Source organism: Brachybacterium sp. UMB0905, from assembly GCF_002871795.1.
Classification (GTDB): Bacteria; Actinomycetota; Actinomycetes; order Actinomycetales; family Dermabacteraceae; genus Brachybacterium.
In genome coordinates, this window is the sequence record NZ_PNHL01000016.1 from 1 (window position 1) to 23,373 (window position 23,373).

At 69.3% G+C, this 23,373-nt stretch carries 25 protein-coding genes and 2 pseudogenes; 16 read left to right on the plus strand and 11 right to left on the minus strand.

All coding sequences use genetic code 11. From position 1 onward, the window contains the following. Positions 1 to 209 precede the first annotated feature (209 nt). The gene (locus CJ197_RS12915) at positions 210 to 512 is read left to right on the plus strand and encodes a hypothetical protein (RefSeq protein ID WP_102237159.1); all 303 of its coding nucleotides are present in this window, start codon (positions 210 to 212) and stop codon (positions 510 to 512) included. A gap of 247 nt (positions 513 to 759) precedes the next feature. Next, positions 760 to 924 (plus strand): hypothetical protein, encoded by a 165-nt coding sequence (locus tag CJ197_RS15240; protein ID WP_158239502.1) that lies wholly within the window; start codon positions 760 to 762, stop codon positions 922 to 924. A gap of 91 nt (positions 925 to 1,015) precedes the next feature. On the opposite strand, the gene CJ197_RS12920 is transcribed toward CJ197_RS15240, so the two are convergent. The 3 genes from CJ197_RS12920 to CJ197_RS12930 all read right to left on the minus strand — a co-directional run bounded on the left by CJ197_RS12920 (position 1,016) and on the right by CJ197_RS12930 (position 3,318). Continuing rightward, positions 1,016 to 1,636, minus strand: coding sequence for a hypothetical protein (locus CJ197_RS12920; RefSeq protein ID WP_233190949.1), 621 nt, complete (start codon positions 1,634 to 1,636; stop codon positions 1,016 to 1,018). A gap of 460 nt (positions 1,637 to 2,096) precedes the next feature. Further along, complete coding sequence (locus CJ197_RS12925) at positions 2,097 to 2,765, minus strand: DUF6318 family protein (protein WP_102237160.1); 669 nt, start codon at positions 2,763 to 2,765, stop codon at positions 2,097 to 2,099. Between the two features lie 160 nt (positions 2,766 to 2,925). Beyond that, positions 2,926 to 3,318: a MerR family transcriptional regulator gene (locus tag CJ197_RS12930; RefSeq protein ID WP_102237161.1), complete on the minus strand. Its 393-nt coding sequence runs from the start codon at positions 3,316 to 3,318 to the stop codon at positions 2,926 to 2,928. Positions 3,319 to 3,603: 285 nt separating this feature from the next. Here CJ197_RS12930 and CJ197_RS12935 point away from each other — a divergent pair, with 285 nt between their 5' ends. Next, positions 3,604 to 3,885: a hypothetical protein gene (locus tag CJ197_RS12935; protein ID WP_102237162.1), complete on the plus strand. Its 282-nt coding sequence runs from the start codon at positions 3,604 to 3,606 to the stop codon at positions 3,883 to 3,885. Positions 3,886 to 3,918: 33 nt separating this feature from the next. Here CJ197_RS12935 and CJ197_RS12940 read toward each other — a convergent pair whose 3' ends face one another. Then, the gene (locus tag CJ197_RS12940; protein ID WP_102237163.1) at positions 3,919 to 4,680 is read right to left on the minus strand and encodes an ABC transporter ATP-binding protein; all 762 of its coding nucleotides are present in this window, start codon (positions 4,678 to 4,680) and stop codon (positions 3,919 to 3,921) included. A gap of 23 nt (positions 4,681 to 4,703) precedes the next feature. Beyond that, positions 4,704 to 5,780 carry an ABC transporter permease gene (locus CJ197_RS12945; protein ID WP_102237164.1) on the minus strand — a complete coding sequence of 359 codons (1,077 nt, stop codon included), beginning with the start codon at positions 5,778 to 5,780 and terminating at the stop codon, positions 4,704 to 4,706. 130 nt (positions 5,781 to 5,910) lie between these two features. On the opposite strand from CJ197_RS12945, the gene CJ197_RS12950 reads away from it, so the two are divergent. The 5 genes from CJ197_RS12950 (at position 5,911) to CJ197_RS12970 (ending at position 9,248) form a co-directional block, all read left to right on the plus strand. Continuing rightward, positions 5,911 to 7,260 carry a sensor histidine kinase gene (locus CJ197_RS12950; protein WP_102237165.1) on the plus strand — a complete coding sequence of 450 codons (1,350 nt, stop codon included), beginning with the start codon at positions 5,911 to 5,913 and terminating at the stop codon, positions 7,258 to 7,260. Next, positions 7,257 to 7,898 carry a response regulator transcription factor gene (locus tag CJ197_RS12955; RefSeq protein ID WP_102237166.1) on the plus strand — a complete coding sequence of 214 codons (642 nt, stop codon included), beginning with the start codon at positions 7,257 to 7,259 and terminating at the stop codon, positions 7,896 to 7,898. Before CJ197_RS12950 ends, CJ197_RS12955 begins: the two co-directional genes overlap by 4 nt. A gap of 130 nt (positions 7,899 to 8,028) precedes the next feature. Further along, positions 8,029 to 8,523 (plus strand): flavodoxin domain-containing protein, encoded by a 495-nt coding sequence (locus CJ197_RS12960; protein ID WP_102237167.1) that lies wholly within the window; start codon positions 8,029 to 8,031, stop codon positions 8,521 to 8,523. 41 nt (positions 8,524 to 8,564) lie between these two features. Next, positions 8,565 to 8,843 carry a type II toxin-antitoxin system Phd/YefM family antitoxin gene (locus CJ197_RS12965; protein WP_102237168.1) on the plus strand — a complete coding sequence of 93 codons (279 nt, stop codon included), beginning with the start codon at positions 8,565 to 8,567 and terminating at the stop codon, positions 8,841 to 8,843. Positions 8,844 to 8,846: 3 nt separating this feature from the next. After that, positions 8,847 to 9,248, plus strand: coding sequence for a PIN domain-containing protein (locus tag CJ197_RS12970; RefSeq protein WP_102237169.1), 402 nt, complete (start codon positions 8,847 to 8,849; stop codon positions 9,246 to 9,248). A 234-nt stretch (positions 9,249 to 9,482) separates the two neighbouring features. Here CJ197_RS12970 and CJ197_RS15930 read toward each other — a convergent pair. From CJ197_RS15930 to CJ197_RS13000, 5 genes and pseudogenes are all read right to left on the minus strand, one after another. After that, positions 9,483 to 9,614 (minus strand): annotated as a pseudogene (locus tag CJ197_RS15930) (pyridoxal 5'-phosphate synthase lyase subunit PdxS); the annotation flags it as partial. A 401-nt stretch (positions 9,615 to 10,015) separates the two neighbouring features. Next, positions 10,016 to 10,372: pseudogene (locus CJ197_RS15935) on the minus strand (YdhR family protein); the annotation flags it as partial. A gap of 147 nt (positions 10,373 to 10,519) precedes the next feature. Next, positions 10,520 to 10,648, minus strand: a complete 129-nt coding sequence (locus tag CJ197_RS15780; protein ID WP_255407887.1) for a hypothetical protein — start codon at positions 10,646 to 10,648, stop codon at positions 10,520 to 10,522. Between the two features lie 173 nt (positions 10,649 to 10,821). Beyond that, positions 10,822 to 12,012, minus strand: coding sequence for a sialidase family protein (locus tag CJ197_RS12995; RefSeq protein ID WP_102237172.1), 1,191 nt, complete (start codon positions 12,010 to 12,012; stop codon positions 10,822 to 10,824). Between the two features lie 60 nt (positions 12,013 to 12,072). Then, positions 12,073 to 13,593: an alpha-N-arabinofuranosidase gene (locus CJ197_RS13000; protein ID WP_102237173.1), complete on the minus strand. Its 1,521-nt coding sequence runs from the start codon at positions 13,591 to 13,593 to the stop codon at positions 12,073 to 12,075. Positions 13,594 to 13,803: 210 nt separating this feature from the next. Between CJ197_RS13000 and CJ197_RS13005 the strand changes: the two genes are divergently transcribed. The 8 genes from CJ197_RS13005 to CJ197_RS13040 all read left to right on the plus strand — a co-directional run bounded on the left by CJ197_RS13005 (position 13,804) and on the right by CJ197_RS13040 (position 22,305). After that, complete coding sequence (locus tag CJ197_RS13005; protein WP_102237174.1) at positions 13,804 to 15,144, plus strand: sugar ABC transporter substrate-binding protein; 1,341 nt, start codon at positions 13,804 to 13,806, stop codon at positions 15,142 to 15,144. After that, a complete protein-coding gene (locus CJ197_RS13010) occupies positions 15,141 to 16,124 on the plus strand; it encodes a carbohydrate ABC transporter permease (protein ID WP_102237175.1) in 984 nt (327 codons plus the stop codon). The genes CJ197_RS13005 and CJ197_RS13010 overlap by 4 nt, the downstream gene beginning before the upstream one ends. Before the next feature lie 13 nt (positions 16,125 to 16,137). Next, positions 16,138 to 17,052, plus strand: coding sequence for a carbohydrate ABC transporter permease (locus CJ197_RS13015; RefSeq protein WP_102237176.1), 915 nt, complete (start codon positions 16,138 to 16,140; stop codon positions 17,050 to 17,052). A gap of 10 nt (positions 17,053 to 17,062) precedes the next feature. Then, a complete protein-coding gene (locus tag CJ197_RS13020; protein ID WP_102237177.1) occupies positions 17,063 to 17,788 on the plus strand; it encodes a hypothetical protein in 726 nt (241 codons plus the stop codon). Positions 17,789 to 17,820: 32 nt separating this feature from the next. Next, the gene (locus tag CJ197_RS13025; RefSeq protein WP_102237178.1) at positions 17,821 to 18,855 is read left to right on the plus strand and encodes a LacI family DNA-binding transcriptional regulator; all 1,035 of its coding nucleotides are present in this window, start codon (positions 17,821 to 17,823) and stop codon (positions 18,853 to 18,855) included. Between the two features lie 96 nt (positions 18,856 to 18,951). Continuing rightward, positions 18,952 to 20,166 carry a nucleoside permease gene (locus CJ197_RS13030; RefSeq protein WP_102237179.1) on the plus strand — a complete coding sequence of 405 codons (1,215 nt, stop codon included), beginning with the start codon at positions 18,952 to 18,954 and terminating at the stop codon, positions 20,164 to 20,166. Between the two features lie 154 nt (positions 20,167 to 20,320). Continuing rightward, a complete protein-coding gene (locus CJ197_RS13035) occupies positions 20,321 to 21,310 on the plus strand; it encodes a Gfo/Idh/MocA family protein (RefSeq protein ID WP_102237180.1) in 990 nt (329 codons plus the stop codon). After that, the gene (locus tag CJ197_RS13040; protein ID WP_102237181.1) at positions 21,304 to 22,305 is read left to right on the plus strand and encodes a Gfo/Idh/MocA family protein; all 1,002 of its coding nucleotides are present in this window, start codon (positions 21,304 to 21,306) and stop codon (positions 22,303 to 22,305) included. The genes CJ197_RS13035 and CJ197_RS13040 overlap by 7 nt, the downstream gene beginning before the upstream one ends. Positions 22,306 to 22,520: 215 nt before the next feature. Here the strand turns inward: CJ197_RS13040 and CJ197_RS13045 are convergent, their stop codons facing one another. After that, positions 22,521 to 23,288 (minus strand): SDR family NAD(P)-dependent oxidoreductase, encoded by a 768-nt coding sequence (locus CJ197_RS13045; protein ID WP_158239503.1) that lies wholly within the window; start codon positions 23,286 to 23,288, stop codon positions 22,521 to 22,523. Positions 23,289 to 23,373 lie beyond the last annotated feature (85 nt).

Sequence of the window (23,373 nt, forward strand, 5' to 3'; positions counted from 1 at the left end):
CCCCCGCCAAGGCGTGGACCGAGCAGACCACCCCCACCACCCTCCCAGTGGTCGCCTGACCACCGGAGAACACATCGACTGTCCGAAATCCTTGACACACCCCAGCCCACACGGACCTGAGGTGACCTGCATGCAGAAGGGGGCCGCACCTCACCGTGCGGCCCCTTATCGTTCCCGGTGGGGTCTCACCTGACTCGTGCCACTGATTAGTGACCTTCGTGGCCGAGGTTGTCGAGGAGCTTCTGCACTGTGGGCCGCCGTGCTGCGGCGCTGAGCGGCGGGGAGCGCTGACGCGCACCCTGCTGCGCGCCGCCGATGCGCCTGGTGGGGTGCGCGAGTCGGTGCTCGTGCTCGATGAGGCGACCAGCCACCAGGACGCCCTCACGCAGGAGCGCATCATCGATGGCCTGCGCGAGGTGGGGGCGACGATCGTCATGATCGCCCGCCGCCCCGTAGCTCTGCGCGACGCGGACCAGGTGCTGCGGCTCGAGGACGGGCGCGTGGTGGGGTGAGGTGGTGCCGCCCGCGCAGCCTGCTGGTCCAGCGGATGTAAGGGCGGCGGAAGTGGGTCCACGAGCGGCCTCACCTCGACATGAGCGACTCCGAGCTTCTCGCATCATTGGACTGATCACCGTGGGGCGAATCTGTGACGCCAGGGCTCTTCTTGTCGTTCAGGAATACGATGAAAGTGAGCGCTCCGACCAACCAGCCATTCGTTGTGAAGAAAGCTGTACCGGGAGGTACTGAGGCGAGACTGCTGTGGTTGCCGAGAATGGCGAGAAAAAGCAGAATTGCCGGGGCCATAGCGCTCGCAGCTATGCGACGTCCGCCGGTGAGGCCAGCAATGAAGCACAGCACGGTCAGGACCGCGACGACGACTATCTCAGCCATGATGAATCACCCCTGTACGCGATGAATGCTTGAGGCGGGCCGTGGGCACTCGATGTCCGGCGGCGTGGGTCTTGAGGCGTCTGACCATGCGGGGACTTCCATAGTCGAGTGGTGCTCGTCGAACTCAGATTCTGCGGTGGCGGGCTTCGGGGTCGATGGGGCCCTCAGTGTCTGGGGTGCGCTCGGGGATCCACGGCTCGTCCTCGTCCTCGTCGTCCTCCTCGTCGGTGGCGCTGCCGTTGACGAGGCGCGATTCGAGGGACTTCGCGTACAGCTCGACGGGGTCGGATTCGATCTCGATGCTGCCCTCGATGTCCTGCCACTCCCCGCCATCGACGGAGAACTGGCCGGTGAAGGTCGTGGTCAGGGTGATGTCATACCAGCCCTCCAACCGGTACTCGGAAGAAACGCGCTCGGAGGGGAAGGGCTTGCCGGGATTGGTGGTGGTGATGGTGTTGCCGTCCCCGAGGTCCCAGTGGAACTCCACCGGCGTGGCGCGGATCCGGACGGGGGTGCCGAGGACCTCGGTCTCGAGCTCCTGGGTGTCGGCGTCGGTGTAGAGGACGTTGACCATGTTCACCGGCAACCAGCCACGCTCTGGGCCCGCGTGGGCGATGGGGGCTTTGACGGGGAGTTCGGCGAAGTCCTCGGCTGTGATCACGATCTGTGCCGCGGGGCTGTCGGCCTCGGGGGTGCCGGGGCGGACGCAGTCCCACCCCAGGTCTTTCACGCTGTTGTCTGCCAAATTGGTCTGCGTGCCGTGGACCGTAGAGCCCTTCCGAGGAGCCCCGCCAGAGCGCTTGACTCCAGCGGTCAGCGTGAAGACGTCATCCCCGCTAACTCGATAGTCGGTGGACGCCCCACTTCCCTCGTGACAGCTGTTCGTCGGAGGTACACACGAGAATTCGTCCGCGGAGGCGCTGCTGCACTCAATATTTCCGGGATCAGCCACCGTATTCCATTCGGTCACGATTGTAGAAATTGCTCCGCTTGCAGATGCTTTGACGTCCGTTGTGTTGTCCTTAGGGGGAGGGAGAGACCAATCCAGCGCTGAGCCTGTGCCAACCCGGACTTCACTGTCGGTAATTTCGCCACCGAAGTCTGTCTGCGGGTTTGCGACTGCTGCGGGTCCTCCTGCGAAAGCGGCGATAATAGCTAATGCGGTCGCTGAGGTAAGCCGCAGAGGTAGTCGGAGGCTCTGAGGTTCACTCGTGTGCATCGGTGCCCCACTCTGCATTGATTCCCGAGACTTTCCATGCTCCGTCATTCCAGTTCATTCCGCCGACAGTGCTGTACTCCAGCTCAGGCACGTCGACTCTGTCCTTAAAGGTGTCGTTCGGCCGCGTATGAGATGAGATGGTGAAGAGGTATCCGACTTCCACATCATTGAGATCTGAATCGTGTGTGCGGATGCCGACGTCTGTGATATCGAACTCAGACCAGTATTCATTATGTTCTTTAAGTGGCGCGATGGTGGCGTTGAGTTCCGCGCAACTGGAGCAGTCTGGATCTTCGAGCATTGGAAGGCTGGAGTCGTCACCTGTCTGGTGGGCCCACATCGACATGGCGATGTAGTACCGGAACGCTTGTGCCGCACCTTCCTCGGTGTGCTCATCCATCCCCGGGAAGTCCGCGCGGTCAGGTGCTGGGATATCGGGTGCGGCCTGGGTGTCGCCGTCGCCGCCTCCATCGCTGGCCCCGTCGTCACCACCACCGTCGCTCGCCTCGTTCTCGTCACCCCCGCCGTCACTGGTCTGGGGCTCAAAGCCGAGGTCCGGTGGCGGCGTGGTGACGGGCCCCTTGCCGTCGTCACAGGCGGCGAGGCCGAGGATGAGCACGGCGGATGCCGTGGCGGCGATGAGGCGTCGGGCCATGAGGAGAGCTCCCTATTCGTGTCGTGGAACACAGTCACGGTAGCGACCCGAGGTCACCGCGTCAGCTGGCTCTCCAAAATTGTGGATAACTCTCCCAGGTTCGCGAGCCTCGCCAGGGGCAGCGTGCCGCGCTCAGGGCCGCCCGTCGCGCCCCCCGCCCTCACTCGGGCGCGTCGCACCCCTCGATGACCTCGTCGAGGATCTCCGCGGTGTCACGCAGGCGGTCGATCTCCTCGCCCAGGCGCCGCCGATGCGCCCGCAGCTCCTCCACCGCACCCCCATCGGCCCCGGCCTCACCGAGCAGCGCGGGCAGTAGCGGCGCGATCTCCCCACTGCTGAGCCCCGCACCGAACAGCCGCTGGACCAGCCGCACCCGCACCACATCGGCCGCATCGAAGCGCCGATGCCCAAGCGGCGTGCGCATCGGTTCCAGCAGCCCCTGCGCCTCGTAGTAGCGCAGCGAACGCTGGCTGACACCGGTGCGAAGGGACAGCTCTCCGATGCTGAAGCTGCCGAGCTGCGCGGGGGTGACATGAGTGTCAAGGACGGTCATGCGTCGACAGTACGCCCCGAGACCATCACTTCCGTGCAGGTCAGACCGGTGTGTCGCGCCATGACATTGATGTCACCACAGGATTTTCGCGCCGCCCGGAACCTATCTCGCCCAGGACCCCAGGCCCAGGACACCACTCAGCACCCCGGGGGCGAACCCGCCCCATCTGGCGCACCGTCAACCGACCCGGCAGAGCCCCCACCCGCTCACGTCACCGGCCACGGTCGCAGTAAACTCAGCCCCGTCGGCCACCGCCGTCCCCGGTCTCACCAGCAGGAGGTCCCCATGGCAGCCTTGAGCGGCATGCTGATCGTCATCATCGCGGCGTTCGTGGGGGTCATGTTCCTGGTGGGCGTGGCCGCCGTGATCGTGGGCGGCGTGATCCTGACCCGCCGCTCCGCCGCGAAGAAGGCGCAGGGCGACTCCGTCGCACCCACCGCGCAGGCCACCCCCGCGGCCCCGACGGGCCTGGCCCCCCAGGCTGGACCCGGCCGGATGGCGACCTCTTCCCCGATCGCGCCCCAGGCCGGGTCGCAGCCTCCCTCCCGGCCCCGTCCACAGAGCTGAACCGGTCTCCGGGACCGGGAGGGCACCCGCCGCTCAGGCGGCGGGCTGGACGACGCCGTCGCGCAGCGTGATCACACGGTCCGCATCGTCTGCGAACTCCTCATCGTGCGTGACCATCACGGTCGCGACGGACAGCTCCCGGGTGATCCCCACCAGCAGATCCACCACGGTGCGGGAGCGCTCATGGTCCAGGGCGCTGGTGGGCTCATCGACCAGCAGCACCGCCGGATCCGTGCACAGCGCCCGGGCGATGTTCACCCGCTGGCGCTGCCCGCCGGAGAGCTCATGCGGACGCCGCCGGGCGTACTGCTCCATGCCCACCCGCTCCAGCAGCTCATCGGCCCGCTGTGCCCGGGCCTTCTTCTCCGCCCGACGCAGCCCCGCGATATGGCTTGTGACCAGCAGCTGCTCGCGCACCGTGAGGGCCGGCAGGAGGTTCGGCTGCTGGAACACCACGCCGATCCGGTCCCGCCGCACCAGGGTGCGCTTCTTCTCGCTGAGCTGCGCAATATCGGTGCCCTCGATCATGACGGCCCCGGAATCCGGGACCACGAGGCCCGCGGCGACGCTCAGCAGCGTCGATTTCCCCGAGCCCGAGGGCCCCAGGATCACCGCGAACTCGCCGCGGTCCACCCGCAGGCTCGCGTGGTCGAGCGCTGTCGTGGTGCGCGGGGTCCCGTCGGCGTGGGTGCCATCGGGATAGGTGACGGTCACGATGTCGATCCGCAGCGCAGTGCGCACCGGGGCATCGGCCCGATGGGTGTTCGTGCCGGTCGTCGTGGTCGTGGTGGTCATAGGTGCAGCGGTGCTCATGGTGATCAGTTCCCTCCCAGGGCAAGCAGCGGATCCACGCGGGTGACGCGGCGGGTGGCGACGATGGAGCCCAGCAGGCCGATGAGCAGCACGCCCACTACCGGCAGCACCACCGTCACGACGGATGATTCGAAGGGGGCGACACCCTCGAGCGCTGCGCCACCGGCCCAGCCGACGAGCCCGCCGACCGCCGCGCCGACCAGTAGCAGGATCGCCGCCTGGCCCACGGTGTCGCGCAGGACGTAGCGGGCGCTCGCGCCCAAGGCCCGCAGCACCGCGATGTCGCGGGTGCGCTGGATCGTCCACACGGACAGGAATGCGATCGTGACCAGCGCCGAGATGCCGTACAGGAACCCCTGGATGAGGGAGAGCGAGCCGTTCTCCGAGGAGTACGACGGCAGTGCCTGCAGGGACTCCCGGACGCTCAGCGCCCGCGTGTCGGTATCCGCGGCGACCGCCTGGACGGCCTCGTCGTCCGCGGCAGCGCCCCGCACCAGCAGAGCGGAGGATTCGGTGTCCTTGGCCTGGTGGGCGAAGGCCCGGAACGTCGCGACGTCCACGTAGCCGACGGGTGAGTGGGAGTACCAGCTGACCTCCACGGTCCCCGCCACAGTCGCCTCCTGCCCGTTGATCGAGACGGTGTCCCCGTCACTGACCTGCAGCGCCTCGGCAGTATCGACGGGCAGCAGGATCTCCCCCTCGTCCAGCGCGGTCGGCAGGGAGGCGGCGACCTGCCCCTCCGGGTCGATCCCCATCAGCGCGAGCGAGGTCACCTCCCCGTCGGCGTCGATGCGCATCTGCCCGACCGACAGCGCCTCGGTCTCCATACCCTCGGCGTCAGACCAGGTGGCAGCTTGATCGGTGGAGACCTGCGAATCAGCCCAGGAGACCTGGTCCCCGAGCGTGGGGGTGAGGACGACGGCATCGGCCGGCAGCTCCTCGATCGCGGAGATGTTCTGGTGCGCCAGGCCCCGCGTGAGCCCGGTCAGCAGCACCAGCAGCAGTGTGAGCAGGGCGATCACCCCGATCATGAGGGTGAAACGCCCCTTGGCATGAAGGATGTCTCGAAGTGCGACGAACATGCCTCCACTCCACTCTTTACGCGAGCCCGACGGATCCGCCCGGCAGGGCGGCATCGGCCGCTGCTCGGTGGAGCCCGGAGCGGTCCGTTCGGACGATGTCCCCTCCACCCCCCGGCTCTACGCTGGAGGAATGCGCGCCCTGAAGGACGGTTTGGACCGCGACAGCACCGACACGCTGGCCGCGCCGCTGCGTATCGCCATGCACCTGGGGTTCCTGCTGCTGCCGACCGTCGGTGCGCTGCGCGCCATCACCACGTCCGACACCCCCAAGGCCCTCGCGATCACCACCGCCGCCCTGCTGGTGACCGTCTACGCGCTGGGAGCCGAGCGGGCGATGCGTCGGCCCTCCCGCCGCGCCGACGGCACCCTGGACCTGCAGCTTCCCGCCGGCGGATGGGTCACGGCGGTGACCGTGGTGTGGATGGGCACGACGATCGTCTCCGCCGCCTTCGTGTGGGTCGCCTTCCCCCTGTTCTTCCTGGTCCTGTTCGCTCTGCCGCGCGTGACGCGGGTGATCGCCCTGGCCATCGTGGCGATCTGGGCGATCCTCACGCCGCTGCTCGCCCATGAGCAGTGGGCGCTCGGGATCGGGGAGATCATGGGGCCGATGGTCGGGGCTGTGTTCTCCCTCATCGCCCACGCCGTCTACCGGCGGCTGCTGCGCGAATCCGACCGCAACCGCCGCCTGCTCGCCCAGCTGCGCGAAGCCCAGCAGGACCTCGCCGATTCCGAGCGCCGCAAGGGCGTGGTCGAGGAACGCCAGCGCCTGGCCCAGGACCTCCACGACACCCTCGCCCAGGGCCTGAACTCCATCGTCATGCAATCCCGGGCCGCGGCCGCCGTGCACCCCGGGGCCGCCACCGAGCTGGACGGTATCGAGAACACTGCTCGGGAGAACCTCGCCGAGGCCCGGCGGATCGTTCGCGACCTCGCCGACCGCGCCGGTGAGAGCACGCTCGAGCAGTCCCTGCGGACCGTCATCGCCGCCGCCGAACGCCAGCCCGGGGCGCCGGGCCTTGAGCTGCGCGTGGACGGAAGCGCCCGCGAGCTCGAGCCCGCGCAGATCGAGACCCTGCATCGCGGCGCCCAGTCGCTGGTCGCGAACGTGCTGCGCCACGCCCGGGCGGAGCGGTGCGTGCTCACCCTGGCGTGGTGGGAGGACCGGGTGAGCCTGGATGTGGCCGACGACGGCATCGGCTTCGACCCCGCGACCGTGACCACCCGCGCCGCCAGCGGGAACGGGCCCGAGCGCGTCGATGGCGGGGATGGGCTCCGCCTGCTGCGCCGCCGCCTTGCGAGCGCCGACGGTACCGTGAGCATCGACTCCGCCCCCGGCGAGGGCACCACCGTCGGGCTCGTGCTGCCGCTGGAACCCGCTGCGGGACCCGAGACCACAGCCCCCGCAGAACCCCGAGCCCCCGCAGCACCCCACGCCGCCGTTGAGCCCCGAGCCCCCGCAGTCCCCGAGGAGGCGCCATGAGCATCCGCATCATGATGGTGGACGACCACCCCGTGGTCCGCGCGGGCCTGCGCGCCCTGCTCGAAGCGGACCCGGACATCGAGGTGGGCTGCGAGGTGGGATCCGGGGAGGCGGCGCTCGCCGAACTGGACCGCCTGGTCACCCTCGGTGATACCCTCCCGGACCTGGTGCTCATGGACCTGAACCTCGGCGCCGGCGCCGGCGGTATCGAGACCACCCGCACCCTGCGCGAACGCCACCCCGGGGTGCAGGTCCTCGCGGTCACGACGTTCGACACCGAGGCGGACATCGTCGGCGCCCTCGAAGCCGGGGCCGTCGGCTACGTCCTCAAGGACTCCCCGACCGCGGCCCTCGTGGACGCCGTGCGGGAGGCCGCCGCCGGACGCTCCGTGCTGTCCCCGGAGGTGCAGCAGCGGCTCGTGGCCCGCATGACCAGCCCCGCGACCGCCCTCTCCCCGCGCGAGAGCGAGATCCTCGAAGCCCTCGCCGGTGGCGCGACGAACCGGCAGGTCGCCAAAGCCCTGTTCATCTCCGAATCCACCGTCAAAACGCACCTGGTGCACCTGTACGAGAAGCTCGGCGTGGACAACCGCACCGCCGCCCTGCGCGTGGCCCGGGAGCGTCGGCTCATCCGCTGAGGCGTGCCCGGTTCGGGAGTGCTGGCAGTGCTGGTGACGCTGGCTGTGCGGTGCCCGGACGGTGCAGTGCCCGGGGCCCGGATGGCTTCGGTCCCTGGCTGCCACGGAGCGCTGGTGCCAGGATGTGGCCATGACCGTGCTCATCGCCTACGCCACTCACTCCGGCGCCACCCGCACCCTCGCTGAAGCGCTCGCCGAACCGCTGCGCGAGGCCGGGCTGGACCCCGTGCTCGCCGACGTCGAGACCGACCCGGACCCCGCCGCGCACGACGCCGTGGTGCTCGGCTCCGGCATCCGCGCCCTCTCCGTCGAAAAGAGCGCCTCGACCTGGGCTACCACGCATATCGACGCGCTCGGCACGAGGCCCTTCGCCTTCTTCTCCGTCTCCGGCTCCGCCGCAGACCCGGCCAACCGTGAGAACTTCAAGCCCACCGACGCGTTCCTCGCCAAGCTCACCCTGCACCCCATGGCCGTGAAGAACTTCCCCGGCTGGGTGATCATGGACAAGATTCCCCTGCACGAGCGGCTGCTGCTGAAGTCCATGCGCACCCCCGTCGGCGACTTCCGCGACCTCGAGGCCGTCAAGGAGTGGGGACGGCACCTGGTGGGGCTGCTCGGGGGCTGACCTGCAGTGACGATGTCCTACACCGGTAGTACAATGCGGTCATGACCACGATCAGCAAGCGCGAGCTCAACCAGCAGACCGCCGCGGTGCTCGCTCGTGTCACCGATACGGAGGATGTGGTCGTGACGGAGCGGGGCGTGCCGCGGTGGCGCGTCAGCAGCGCCCGAGAATCCGAAGGCGTGCTGGCGAGGCTCGAGCGGCAGGGGAGATTCACCCCTGCGCGGTCGACGCCGTCCCCGTGGCCGTCGCGGGTCGGCGGGCCCGTGTACACCTCGAGTGAGGCGGATGCGTTCCTCGCCGAGATGCGCGGCGATCACTGAGTCATGAGCAGTGACCTCGTCTATCTCGACTCCTCCGTTGCTCTCCGCGCGATCCTCGATGTACCGGAGCGCACGAACGTCCAGTCCTGGATGGACCGGGCCGGGACTCTCGTGTCCTCCCGCCTGCTCCGCACCGAGGTGGTGCGCGTCCTCCGCCGTGAGGGACGGTCCCTCGTCGACGGGACGCCGCTCCTGGATCGGGTGGGACTGCTCGAGATCGGGCGCGACACGCATGCTGTGGCCGAGTCCATCGAGCGCCACGTGAAGACCCTCGATGCGCTGCATCTCGCCACTGCGCTGCTCCTGGGCGAGCCGGTCGTCGTCGCCACCCATGACAGGACGATGAAAGACGTCGCGGCGCATCTCGGGCTGGAAGTCCTGGACCCTGTCGATCGCGTCGGATGAGGCCGAATCGACCGTTCCGTTTTCCTCATCCTTTCCGCACGACCCGCAGGAACAGCTCATGGAAGCGTGTCTCGCCGGTGGACTCGGGTGGAAGGCGAGACCCATGACCCGACCCTGCCGCGCCGCGACCGCGCGGCCGTCCGGCAGCGCGGCGAGCAGCTCCGCGGCCGCCCCGATCTCCTCGATCAGCGGGGCGCGGATGAGCGCGGCCCGCACCGGCGGCCCGTCGGCCGGCGGCCCCTCGAGCGCGGGCGCCGCGAGGTACAGCTCGTCCTCCGAGCGGGCTGACAGCGCCCGGATCTCGGCGGAGATGGTGCGGATGTGCCTGGTCGCCTCGGAGACGTCCCCGGTGCCGCCCTCATCCCGGACCTCGCCCCGGCGCTCGCCGGCGCCGTCGGCCGCCCCGGAGACCGCGGGCCGGCTCGCGCTGCGGCTCAGCCCCGGCACCACCTGGGTCAACCATCTCTTGCAGCGCATCGCACATGGGGTCCTCGCCGACGACGCGTCCCGTGCCCTCGTCGAGCGCGCCGGAGAGCACTACGCCGCCCGGAACGCCGAGTTCGCCGAGCTGCTCACGGCGCGGGGCCTGCCCGTCCGTGCGGCCGACGGGATGAGCCTGTGGGTCCCCGTCCCGCACCTCGCCCGGGAGGTCGCGGCGGAGCTCGCCCGTCGGGGATGGCGGGTGCGGACCGGCGACAAGTTCCGCCTCGCCTCGGGCTCCGCGGGCGCCGATCCCTCTGGGCACCTCCGCCTGACCGTCCACGACCTCACCGGCGCCGAGGCGCAGCGGTTCGCGACGGATCTTGTCGGTGCGGCCGGTGGAGCGCTTGCGGCGGTCGACAGGACGTAGGCCGAGCATCGGCGCGGGGAAGGCCTGTTGGCCAGTGCTCCGCGAGCTGCTCGTTGACGCCCAGGTTCGAGATCCGCGCATCGGTGATCCCGAGGGTGCCCAGCCGCCGGGTGTGCTTGTGGATGTATAGCTCGACAGACTCTTCGTCGGCGAACAGATAGGCGCCGCCCACCACGGACGCTCGCGGGCCCTCGGTCCAGACCTTCCAGATCAGGCCGTCCTCCGCGGCGATGTCGTCGGCCAGCTCTGCGCACGCGGCAGCGGCCTCCGCGCCGAAGGGGCCCGTCGCACGAGAACTCGATGGAGACGAGGCGAGGTATGGGGATCACTCCGGGAGGTCGAGGATGAGCTGACCCATCCGGCACCACGTCATCGGGTGCCGCGCCGAGTGATGGCTGACGAATGCCCACCGGGTCGAGCCCTACCGGGTCTTCTCGATCGTCCCGACGATCCGCTCGGCGATCTCCCGCAGAGCCAGGAACTGCTCGGGAGCGAGAGGATCGATCGCGAGGTCCAGCACCTCGACGGCATGGCCCGGCGTGGTCGCCACGACCTTCTCGAAGCCGGCTTCGGTGAGGGCGGCGAGGGTGGTGCGGCCGTCGGCCGGGTCGGGCAGGCGCTCCAGCAGGCTGGTCAGGGCGCGCCAGGTCCGCTGCTCCTCGGGCGTGAGCCAGCGCGGGTCCTCGGGGTCCTCACCTGCGCGAGCCTACCCGCGACGCCCGGTCAGCCGAGCGATCCGAACCAGGCGCGGCACAGCTCGTCCTCGCCGGGCGCGGTGGTGATCTCCAGCAGGTGTCCGGTCTTTGTCCGCACGAACGTGGGGGAGTAGTTCGGGCAGTAGTTGTCCCACGGATCCTCGACCGGCACCGGCGCGGGCTCGGTGACCCAGCGGATCCTCCCCTGCAGGGAGCGGCTGTTCGTGCGCAGCACCACCTGCCCGTTCAGCGGGGAGAGCCCCCCGTCGTCCATGTAGTGCATCTGCGAGCCGAGCAGTACCGATCCGTCCTCGTCCACCAGCAGGGTGGGGGTGTGGCGGGGCTCGGTGCCATCGGCCGCCCGGATCACCGCATCCCGCGCGGTCGGATCGCCCCAGTGGCGCGGATCATCGGTGGTGCGCACGAAGGTGCGGCAGAAATCCTTGGGCCCGCACACCTCGTAGCTCATCGCCCACGCCCCGGTGCGCAGGCGGCGCACATTCGGCATCCCGGGACGGGCCGACGGATCCTCCAGCTCGATCACCGGCTCCGGATCCGTCCAGGTGAGCCCATTGGTCGAGGTCTGCTGCACGATCTTCTGAGAGTGGTTCTCCCCGTCGGTCTCATCGCAGAACCACATGACGAGCGTCCCGTCATCGGCCACCGCGAACTCCGGCTCCCACAGTCCGCCCTCGTTCTCGGCGACGTGGCTGATGGCGATCTGCTCCCAGCTGCGGCCCACATCGGTGCTCGCCCAGATGCGGATGGACATGCGCCGCTCGGGCCGATCCTGCCCCACCGACGCCGCCCACAGCAGGGTCCCGGCCGGCATCTCACCCACGGCGCGCGGCAGCTCGAACAGCGTCGCGCAGCACAGGCCCTCCCCGCCCGCGGTCGCATCGTCGAACACGGATCCCACCTGCGTGAATGAGGCACCACCGTCGGTGGACTCCCAGATCGCCCCGGACCCGGAGGGGCCCTCGAAGGTCACGATCGAGGCGAGCAGCCGCTCGGTCGGATCGTCCTGGCGGGTAAGGCGCAGCACCCGCGGGTACAGCCCCACCCCGTCGTGCAGCAGCTGCGGCGCACGGTCCTGGCCGCGGCGCGGCCCGCGTCCAGGGCGGGAGGGGGCCGACGGGGGTGGCGCCGCGATCGCCGGAGTGGCCGCGGAGGTGGTGAGCGCCGCGGCCAGGGCCGTGGTCACAGTGCGTCGACGCATGATCGGGGTCCTCTCTGCAGGGTTTCTCGGTCGGGAACTGCCGGTCAGGTGTGCCCGTTGTCAGGGCTGCTCGGCGCGCAGGCGCAGCATCGCCCAGCAGATCGGCGGAAGCTCGGCGAGGATCCGCCCGTCCTCGGCGTGCACCCCAGGCAGTGGCCGCGGGGTGACCGCCGCGGGGTCCTCGGCGGAGTTGACGGTGCGGGGGTCCTCCTCATGCAGGTGCAGCGCCTCGATCACCGTGAGCGGCCCGAACGCGCTCACATCCACGGCAAGCTCGAGAGTCTCCTCCGCCGAGCGGTTCACCGCGAACACGGTCAGCAGGCCTTCCTCGTCATCCCAGGTGGCGACCGCGTCCAGGCAGGTGCTCTCCCCATGCCGGGCGCTGGTGAACATCGGGGAGTCGACGACGGTGTGCAGCACCGTGCCGTGGGCATGCCGGGAGGTCAGCGCGAAGGGGTGGAAGATGCTCTGCCGCCACGCCGGCCCGCCAGGGGTGGTGCGGATCGGCGCGAGGACGTTCACGAGCTGCGCCAGGCACGCGGCGCCCACCCGGTCGGCGTGCTGCAGGATCGTGATCAGCAGGCTTCCCAGCACCACAGCGTCCTGCACGTCATAGGTGGACTCGGCGAAGCGCGGGGCGATCGGCCAGTCATCACCGCTCGGCTCCTCGCCGGGGTCCGGCCCGGGATGGACCACGTTCCACTCATCCAGGCTGATCAGCACCTGCTCGCGCGAACCCTGCATGGCTGCGACGTGATCGCAGACCGCGGCCACCGCGCGTAGGTACCCATCGAGGTCATCGGCTGAGGCGAGATAGGAGGCGGCATCCGCGTCGCGCTGCTGGTAGTAGACGTGCGCGGAGATCATCGCGACCTCATCCCCGCAGGCCTCCAGCACCACCTGCTCCCAGCGCCCGTAGGTGGGCATCGTCCAATGCGAGGACCCGCAGGCGATAAGCTCCAAACCGGGATCCGCCCGATGCAGCGCGCGAGCCGTCGCACCCGCGAGCATCCCGTACTGCTCCGGCGGCATATGACCCAGCTGCCACGGCCCATCCATCTCATTGCCCAGGCACCACAGGCGCACGTCGTACGGCTCTGGATGCCCATTGCGCGCCCGCGCATCCGCGAGCTCCGTCCCCGGGGCGCCATTGCAGTACTCGAGCAGATCTGCCGCCGCCTGCACGCCGCGGGTGCCGAGGTTCACCGCCATCATCGGCTCCACCTGCGCGGCAGCGCACCAGGCCATGAACTCATCGACCCCAAACGTGTTCGGCTCCGTGGAATGCCAGGCCAGATCCCGCCGCACGGGCCGCTGCTCGACGGGCCCCACCCCGTCCTCCCAGCGGTAGCCGGAGACGAAGTTCCCGCCCGGGTAGCGCACCATACTCACCCCGAGCTCCCGCACCAGTTCCAGCACGTCCTCCCGCAGCCCCTGAGCATCGGCTCGCGGATGGCCGGGCTCGACGATGCCGGTGTAGACGCAGCGCCCCATGTGCTCCACGAACGCCCCGAACAGCCTACGGCGCACGGGTGCGATGACGAACTGAGGGTGCAGGGCGATGCGGGCGAGGCTGCTCATCGACTCACTCCTGGCTCGGGAGGCGGTGACGGCAACGGCACCGCGCGAGGTGTCTGGGCGACAGGTGTTGTCGACCTTAGTTCAACGATGTACTCTGTGTCACGCCTCACACAGCAGTGGGGTGCCGGAGTTCGTCGATGAGCTCCGGGAGCCCGGCCGGGAGCCACCGGCCACCAGGAGCACTCTCGACGACGAGATGGATCACCCGGGATGAGACGACGACGATTCCTCAGCGGCGCCCTTGGCGCCTCGGCCCTCACCGCCCTTGGCGCGACGGGCTGCGGCAATATGCAGTCCGCGGACCCCAACACGATCACCTTCATGTTCCGCGGCTCCACGGAGGAGCGAGACGTGTTCTCGCGGGCCGTCAAGCTCTTCGAAGAGCGCTATGACACCACGGTCAACATCATCTCCACCTCGGCGGACCAGTACGCCACCAAGCTGCAGACCGCCATCCTCGGCGGCCGCACCCCGGACGTGTTCTACTTCGACGCTGGCCGCGCCACCGCCTACATGGTCAACGGCGTCCTCGCGGACATCACCCCGTACGTCGAATCCACCGACCTGCCCGTGGATGACATCTGGCAGGCGGGCTTGGACCTGTACACGTTCGACGGCGATCAGCGCGGCTCCGGCCCCATCTACGGGATGCCCAAGGATCTGGGCCCCTTCTCCTTCGGCTTCAACAAGAGCCTCTTCGACGAGATGGGCGTCGAGCACCCCGACCCCGATGTCCCGCTGACCTGGGATGAGTACCTCTCACGCTGTCAGCAGCTGACCGGGGACCGCGACGGCGATGGAAAGGTGGACACCTGGGGTGCGTCCATCAACGTCGGCGCGGAGATCCACGCGTTCCTGTGGTCCAACGGCGCCGACTGGCTGAACGAGGACCTCACGCAGGTCACCGTGGACACCCCCGAGTTCGCCGAAGCCCTGCAGTTCATCGTCGACCTGCGGGAAGTCCACGAAGTCACCCCTTCGATCAACGACACCGAGGGCCTGGACGGCTACCAGCGCTGGCTGCGCGGACAGATCGGCTTCTTCCCCGTCGCCCCCTGGGACCTGACCCTCTACCGCACCCTCGACTTCGACTTCGACCTGTGCCCCTACCCCGTCGGCGCCACCGGTAAGCCGGCCACCTTCATCGGCTCCCTCGGCATCGGCGTGTCCGCGAACAGCACCAAAAAGGACATGGCCGCTGAACTCGCCATGTTCCTCGCCTGCGACCCCGAGGCGCAGGAAATCATCGTCGGCGAAGGCCAGACCATCCCCAACACGCAGACCCACGCCCGCGAATGGGTGAAGGACACCTCCACCGAGCCGCAGAACAAACAGGAGTACATCGACATCGTCGAGGACTACGGCCGGTTCGTGCAGGACATGCTCACCTACACCCCGGAGTGGCTCCACGCCTTCCACACCAACCTCCAGCCCGTCCTCGAGGGCCGCCGCGATGTCGTGGAATACCTGGCCGAGACGCAGCAGTCCATGCAGGGCTTCCTCGACGCCGGGAACGAACAGTTCCGCATCGACCAGGAGGCGAACTCATGACGAGCCCCCGTGACCAGCTCGCCGTCGGCTCTGCCGCGGCCTCCGGTGCCGCCGGGCGCGCCGCCGGGAGCGGCGTCCCCCTGCGGCCGCAGCACGAAAAAGGGCGACTGCACCGCCGCGAACGTATCTGGGGTGGCCTGTTCATCACCCCGCCGGTGGTGGGCTTCGCCCTGTTCGCCCTGGCCCCGCTGCTGTTCTCCTTCTACGCGGCGTTCACCCACTGGAACGGGCTGTCCGCGCCGCTGTTCTCGGGCCTGACGAACTTCCGCACTATGTCCAGCGACCCGCAGTTCTGGCAGTCGCTGGGCAACACGGTGTTCCTCATGCTCGGCATCCCCATCGGCCTCTCGATCTCCCTCGCGCTGGCCCTCGCGCTGAACCGCCGGATCCCCGGCCGCGCGGCGTTCCGCGTCATCTACTACCTGCCGGGCGTCTCCTCCGTCGCCGCGATCTCGATCCTGTGGCAGTGGGCGCTGAACGGCGACTTCGGCCTCATCAACCAGGTACTCGCGATGGTCGGCATCGAGGGACCGAACTGGCTGGCGGAGAAGGCCTGGGTCAAGCCCGCGCTGATCATCATGGGCGTGTGGAAGGGCATCGGCTTCTCCACCCTGCTGTACCTCGCGGCCCTGCAGTCCGTGCCGCGCAACCTCCTGGAGGCCGCGATGCTGGATGGCGCCGGGGCCTGGCGACGCTTCCTGCACGTCACCGTGCCGATGCTCAGCCCCGTCACGTTCTTCCTGGTGGTCACCGGGATCATCGGCGGCGCCCAGATGTTCGCGGAGATCAACATCATGACCCCGACGGGCGGCCCCGAGTTCGGTTCCGCCACCATCGTCTGGTACATCTGGCAGCAGGGCTTCCAGAACCTGAAGCTGGGATACGCGACCGCCATGAGCCTCGTGCTGGGCCTCATGATCTTCGTGGTCACGGCCTTCCAGTTCTACCTGAACTCGCGCAACGTCTTCACGGTGGAATGAGGAGGACCGACCCATGGCGACCACCAGTGCACTGAGCTCCACCCCGCCCGCCGCCGTCGGCGCCGAGGCCGCCCCGCGTCGGCGCCGCAGCGAGCGCCGCTTCCAGAGCCCGGCCGATGTCATCGTGTTCATCCTGCTGTGCCTGGGTGCCTTCACGATGCTGCTGCCGCTGGCCTGGATGCTCTCCACATCTCTGAAGACCCGGGAGAACGTCTTCGTCCTGCCGCCGCAGTGGATCCCCGACCCGATCGTGTGGGAGAACTACCTGCGGATCTGGGAGGCCGGCCCCATCCTTACCGGCATCATCAACTCCTCGATCGTGTCGCTGACGGTCATCACCATCGGCACCATCACCTCGAGCTTCGCCGCCTACGGGTTCTCCAAGATGAAGATCCCCGGCAAGAACGCGATCTTCCTGGGGCTGCTGGCCGGCATCATGATCCCCTTCCCCGCGCTCATGATCCCCACCTTCATGCTGTTCAGCAGGATCGGCTGGGTGGACACCCTGCTGCCGCTGATCGTGCCGGGCCTGTTCGGAAACCTCATGATGGTGTTCTTCCTGCGCCAGTACCTCATGAGCATCCCCGACTCGCTCATCGAAGCGGCCGTGATCGACGGTGCCTCGCACCCGCAGATCTTCGGACGGATCGTGCTGCCGCTGATCAGGCCCGCGATCGCCGCGCAGGTGATCCTGTGGTTCATGGGCACCTGGAACGACTACCTGGGTCCGATCATCTACCTCAACAGCGAGAACGTGCACACCCTGCAGCTGGTGATCGCGAACTTCAACGCCACCTACGCGGTGCAGACCGACTTCCCGCTGATCATGGCCGCCTCGATCGTCTCCCTCATCCCGGTGCTGGCGGTGTTCCTCATCTTCCAGCGCCAGATCATCGAATCGATCGCCCTGACCGGCAACAAGGGATGAGGTCCGGGCGATGACCCAGCAGCACGCCGCCACAACGGCGGAGACCCTCGGCGGAGGAACCGCCGGCACCGTGATGGCGGTGCTGGCGTGGGTGCCACGCCTGGTGCTGCTGCACCTGGCGTGGCTGGCCCTCACGGTGCTGGGCGGTGTGCTGCTGGGAGCAGCACCGGCCACCGTGGTGCTGATCCGCATCCTGCGCGAGCGGGGTGAAAGGGCCGCTGAGGCTGCCGGAGAGGGCGCCGTGCGGGGTGCCGACGGGGGAGTCGCAGACTCGGGGTGGAGCGGGCTGCTGGTCGCCTGGCGGGCCGAGCTGGGTCCGGCCAACCGCGTGGCCGGGCCCTTCCTGCTGATCGGTGCCGCGGCGGCGCTGAACGTGCTGCTCGGCATCGCCGGGCTGCTGCCCACCTGGTTCGTGCCTGCTGGGCTGATCGTCGCCGCGGTGCTCGCCCTGCTGGGGGCGGTATGCAGCGCCCACGCCCTCGCCCTGCGCGCCGTGCACCCGCAGCTGCCCTTTCCCGCCGCGCGCACCGCCGCGCTCACCGGCCCGCTACTGCTGCCCGGGGCCACACTGTCCTGGATGATCACGATCGCCGCGGCGGCGGTGATCAGTGGGATCATCATGCCCGTGGGCCTGCTCATGAGCGGAGGGATCGGCGTGACGGTGACCGCGGTGCTGCTGGCCCGCGCCTGGGAGCAGCGCATCGCGGAGGCCCAGGAGACGGCGGCCGCAGCGTGAGCGGCACACACACCGCAGGTGCCAAAGGGCCGATGGAGCAGCCGCGCCCGGCGACTATGCGGGACATCGCCCAGCTGCTCGGGGTGTCGATCAAGACCGTCTCCAACGTCGTCAACGACCGGCCCAACGTCGGCCCCGCCACCCGCGAAAAGGTCCAGCAGGCCATCCGGGACCTCAACTACCGCCCGCAGGTGAGCGCCCAACAGATGCGCACCGGCACCAGCGGCCTCATCACCCTCGCGATCCCCTCCCTGGCCGGCGGCTACTTCTCCGAACTGGCCCAGGAGTTCGCCGACGAGGCACAGCGCCGCCGCCGCAGCATCATGCTCCACAGCACCGCCGCCGGACGGGACGAGGAGCACAGCGTGCTGTCCGGCTTCACCCGCGTGCTCGGCGACGGCGTCGTGTTCAACCCCCTGCTGATCGGCGAAGACGTCCTCGCGCAGCTGGGCCACACCATCCAACCCACCGTCTTCATCGGCGAGCACCTCGAGGAGACCCGCCTCCCGCAGGGCTCCGACTATGTGCGCACCGACAACGAGCAGGCCGCCCACGACGCGACCGTTCACCTGCTGCAGGCCGGCCGCACCCGCATCGCCTACCTCGGGGCGCTCAAGGTCGCTGAAGCCCGGCAGGCCCACTCCACCTCGATGCTGCGCGTGATGGGATACCGGCGGGCGCTCGCCGAGCACGGAGGCTTCGAGCCCATCGTGCAGGAGGTGCCCGGCTGGACCCCGGAGGGCGGCCTGGAGGCCGTGGGGCAGCTGCGGGCGGAGCATCCGCAGGTGGACGGCATCGTGTGCGGTAACGACGACATCGCCCGCGGCGCGATCGCCGGACTGCACGCCATGGGGGCGCGGATCCCCGAGGACATCGCCGTCATCGGCCACGACAACATCCACGAAGCCGTGTTGACCACTCCGCCGCTGACCACGATCGACCCCGACCGGCCACGCCTGGCTGCGACCGTGCTGGACCTGCTGCTCGAGCGCATCGGCGGGTATCGGGGCGAGCCGCGTGTGGTGACCACCCCGCATCGGCTGGTGGAGCGCGGGAGTGTGGGGTAGGGGCGAGGGCCGGCTTGGTCGAGATCACCCCGAGGTCACGACTGGCAGAGCCACGGACGATGACGTGATCTGCGCCACGTACTAGCATGCGGGGTCATGCTGGACACCATCACGCGCGTGCGCCTGTCACTCATGATGTTCCTCGAGTTCTTCGTCTGGGGAGCATGGTTCGTCACGCTGGGCACTTATCTCGCCGTGGAGCTCGGCGCCTCAGGGAGTCAGATCTCCCTCGCGTTCCTGACCCAGTCGCTCGGGGCGATCATCGCGCCGTTCATCGTGGGGCTGATTGCGGATCGTTTCTTCCCGGCGCAGCGGATCCTCGGCGTGCTGCACCTGTTCAGCGCGGCCATGCTGTTTCTGGCGGGTCGCCAGGAAGGGTTCGGGTCTTTCTTCATCTTCGCGCTGCTGGCCATGGTGTCGTTCATGCCCACCCTCGCGCTGGCCAACTCCATCTCGTTCCGACGCATGGAGAACCCGGAACGACAGTTCCCGAGCGTCCGGATCTTCGGGACCATCGGCTGGATCATCGCCGGGCTGCTGATCGGCTGGCTGGGCTGGGAGGCCGCCGAGACGCTCTCCCACACCTTCGTGATGGCTGCGATCGGGTCCGCTCTGCTCGGCTTCTACGCCTTCACGCTCCCCCACACCCCGCCAGAGGCGACAGAGGGCCCCGCCACGGTCCGGGACATCCTCGGCCTGGATGCGCTCGCGCTCCTGAAGACCCGCTCTTACCTCGTCTTCTTCATCTCCTCGATCCTGATCTGCATCCCCCTGGCGTTCTACTACAACTTCACCAACCTCTACCTCAACGAGATCGGTGTGGAGCGCGCCGCGGCCGTGCAGTCGATCGGGCAGATGTCGGAGGCGCTCTTCCTCCTGGCCATGCCTCTGATGCTCAGGAAGCTGGGGATCAAGTGGACGATCGTGGTGGGGATGCTGGCCTGGGCGCTGCGCTACGTGCTGTTCGGGTTCGGGGATTCCGGCGCGATGATGTGGATGGTGATCATCGGCCTGGTCCTCCATGGCGTCTGCTACGACTTCTTCTTCGTCGCGGGCCAGATCTACACCGATCGCTTCGCTCCCGCGAAGGTGCGCTCTGCTGCGCAGGGTCTGATCTCGCTGGCCACGTACGGGGCGGGCCTGCTGATCGGTGCGCTGGTCTCCGGGCCGCTGGTGGACATGTTCCTGCAGAGCGACGGCACCCATGACTGGAGGTCGATCTGGCTCATCCCGGCAGCGTTCGCTGTCTTGGTCACCATCTTTTTCGTCGGCCTGTTCCGGGAGGAGCAGACCGCCGACGTGCGTGGCTGAACCGTTCAACGTTCGACGACCCTCAACCCATTTCCCCAAGCCGGTTGCATAATGCGTCTGCGCTGGTAGCGTTCCGACTGAACCTGTCGGTGCCGGATCCCGCGAACCGCTCCAGCGCGGTCCCGCGGGGTCGGGTCAGGAAGGACACCAGCGCATGACCACCACCCCAGTTCCCCCGCTGCGCGTCGGCGTTGTCGGCACCGGCGGGATCTCCTTCGCCCACCTCGGCGGTTGGCGCGAGCTCGGTGTCGAGCTGCACTGTCACAGTCTCGAGGGCGCTGAGCAGTACGCCGAGCGCACCGGGGCCACTGTCCACGACTCGCTCGCATCGCTGCTTGAGGCCGTGGACATCGTGGACGTCACCACGCCCACGCCCTCGCACCCAGAGATCGTCCACGCCGCCCTGGACGCCGATAAGGACGTGATCTGCGAGAAGCCCTTCGCCCTCACCGGCGAGGAGGCCCGCGAGATGGCCGAGCACGCCAAGCGCGTCGGCCGCGCCCTGTATCCCGCGCATGTGGTGCGGTACTTCCCGCAGTATCACGCGGCGAAGCAGGCCGTGGACGCCGGGCGGGTCGGCACCGTCGCGGTGCTGCGCTTCGAGCGCACCGGCACTCTTCCGGACCGTGACTGGTACGCCGATGAGGAGCTCTCCGGCGGCATCGTGATGGACCAGATGATCCACGATATCGACCAGGCGCTGTGGATCGCCGGGCCCGCCGTGAGCGTCTACGCCCAGCAGCAGATCGCCCCGTCGGACGATCGGATCCGCACCGCGCACGTGGTCCTCACCCACGCCTCCGGCGCGATCAGCCACTGCCGTGGTCTGTGGGGCGCGCAGGGCACCACCTTCCGCTACACCTTCGACATCGCCGGGGACGCGGGGCGCCTGCAGTACGACAGTGACGGCGATCCCGGGGTCATGTTCGACGCGGTGGCCTCTGCGCGCCAGCGCTCGGGTGACGGGTTCCTGCCGGATGTATCGACGATGCGCGACCCCTATGCGGCGGAGATCGTCGACTTCATCTCCGCGATCCAGCACCGCACACCCACCCGCGTGGAGGCGGCCGACGGCGTCACCGCCGTGGAGGTCTCCCGCGCCGCCCTCGAGTCCCTGCGCACCGGACGGAGCATCGCATGCTGACCTCGACCGATACCGCCGCGCCGCTGAAGGTGGCGCTCATGAGCTGCGCCCATACCCACGCTGGCTCCTACGCCGCGCTGCTCGATGGCCGCGAGGATGTCCAGCTCGTCGTCGCCGACCCCGACGGGTTCGGGGACGTGCAGGCCAGCCGCGTGGTGGGCAGCTACGACGAGGCCTGGCAGGCGTGGGATAGCGGGCCCGACGCCATCGTGGTCACCGCCGCGAACGCCGACCACAAGGACCTCGTGCTCGAGGCCGCCCGCCGCGGCGCCCACGTCCTGTGCGAGAAGCCGCTGGCGACGTCGGTCGCGGACGCCGAGGAGATGGTCGCCGCGTGCGCCGGGGCCGGCGTGGTGCTCATGACCGCCTTCCCCGTGCACTTCGCCTCCGCCGTCATCGCGCTGAAGCAGGCCGTGGCCGAGGGAACGCTCGGCGAGGTGATCGGCCTGACCGGCACCAACAACGGCAAGTTGCCCGACGGCCGGGACTGGTTCACCGATGTGGAGCTCGCCGGCGGCGGGGCGCTCGTGGACCACACCGTGCACATCGCCGAGATCCTCGACAGCATGTTCGGGCCGCCCGAGACGGTCCACGCCGTTGCCAACCGGATCCTGTGGGCCGACCGCGCCGGCGAAGGCGCCGAGACCGGGGGCCTGGTCACCCTGACCTACGCCTCCGGCATGGTCGCCGCCATCGACTGCTCCTGGTCCCAGCCGGAAAACGCCTCCACCTGGGGCGGGCTGCGGCTGCAGGCCGTGGGCACCGGCGGGCAGCTGCAGATCGACGCCTTCGCCCAGCACGTGGGCGGACCCGGCCAGTGGCACGCCTACGGCGAGAACACCGACGCCGTGCTCATCGACGCCTTCCTCGACGCCGTGCGCGCCGGTGAGGCCGTGGAGCCGACGGGCGAGGTGGGCCTGCGGACCGTGCGGATCGTCGCCGCGGCGCAGGAATCCGTGCGGACCGGCCAGCCGGTGCGGGTCGGGCAGGGCTGAGCGAAGGCTCGGCGGCCTCTGGCCCGGGGCCCGGCGGGCTCTGGCCGTGCCTGAGCTGTGCCGACTGCGGCTGGCCCGGGCGGTAGCGGAGGAAATCGACCTCTCAGCGGCACGCGCCACGCACCATGCCGCTGAGAGGTCGATTCCCTACGGCCCGTTTCCCGCCGGCCTGGACAGCCTCGGCCCCAGCCCCGAGCCAACCGGCCCACCGGCCCTCACCCCCGCGTCCGCACCCCGATCATCCCGCCGTCGATCGCGAGCAGCACGCCCGAGGTCGACCGGTTGCGCGGGGAGGCCAGGTAGCAGTGCGCCTCGGCCACTTCCTCGGCGGACACGAGCCGGCCGTGCGGCTGGCGGGCGTTGAGCGCAGCCCGCTCGGCCGCGGGATCCTCGGCCTTCTCCAGCAGCCGACCGATCCACGGGGTGTCCGCCGTGCCCGGCACCACGGCATTGACCCGGATGCCGTCCTTCGCCCAGTCCGCAGCCATGGCCAGGGTCATCGCGCGGACCGCGCCCTTGGAGGCGGAATACAGCACCCGTTCGGGCAGCCCCACTTCGGAGGCGATCGAGGCGGTGTTGACCACGGCCGCATGCTCGGAGACGCGCAGGTGCGGCAGGGCGGCGCGGACCACGCGCGCCACCGAGGTGGCGTTGATGGAGAAGACCCGCGCCCACTCCTCATCGTCGTTCGCGGTCACGTCCCCCTGCGCGCCGATCCCGGCGTTGTTGATGACGACGTCCAGCCCGCCGAGCTGCTCGGCTGCCTCGGCCACAGCCTGGTCCACACTCGCAGAGTCAGAGACGTCGCAGGTCAAGGGCAGCGCCCCGGCGGGAGCGCCGTCGGGGTGGAGATCGAGCACGGCCACGCGCGCGCCGCGGGCCATGAGCTCGCGGACGGTCGCGGCGCCGATGCCGGATGCGCCGCCGGTGACCAGGGCGCGGATGCCGTCGTACTCGAGGGCGGGAGCGGTGGAAGGGGACACGGGAACCTCCAGATCAGAGCTCGGACACCTCGATCCTACGGCCAGCCACCCGCTAAGGTCGGATGTATCGCGGCTGGTGCAGAAC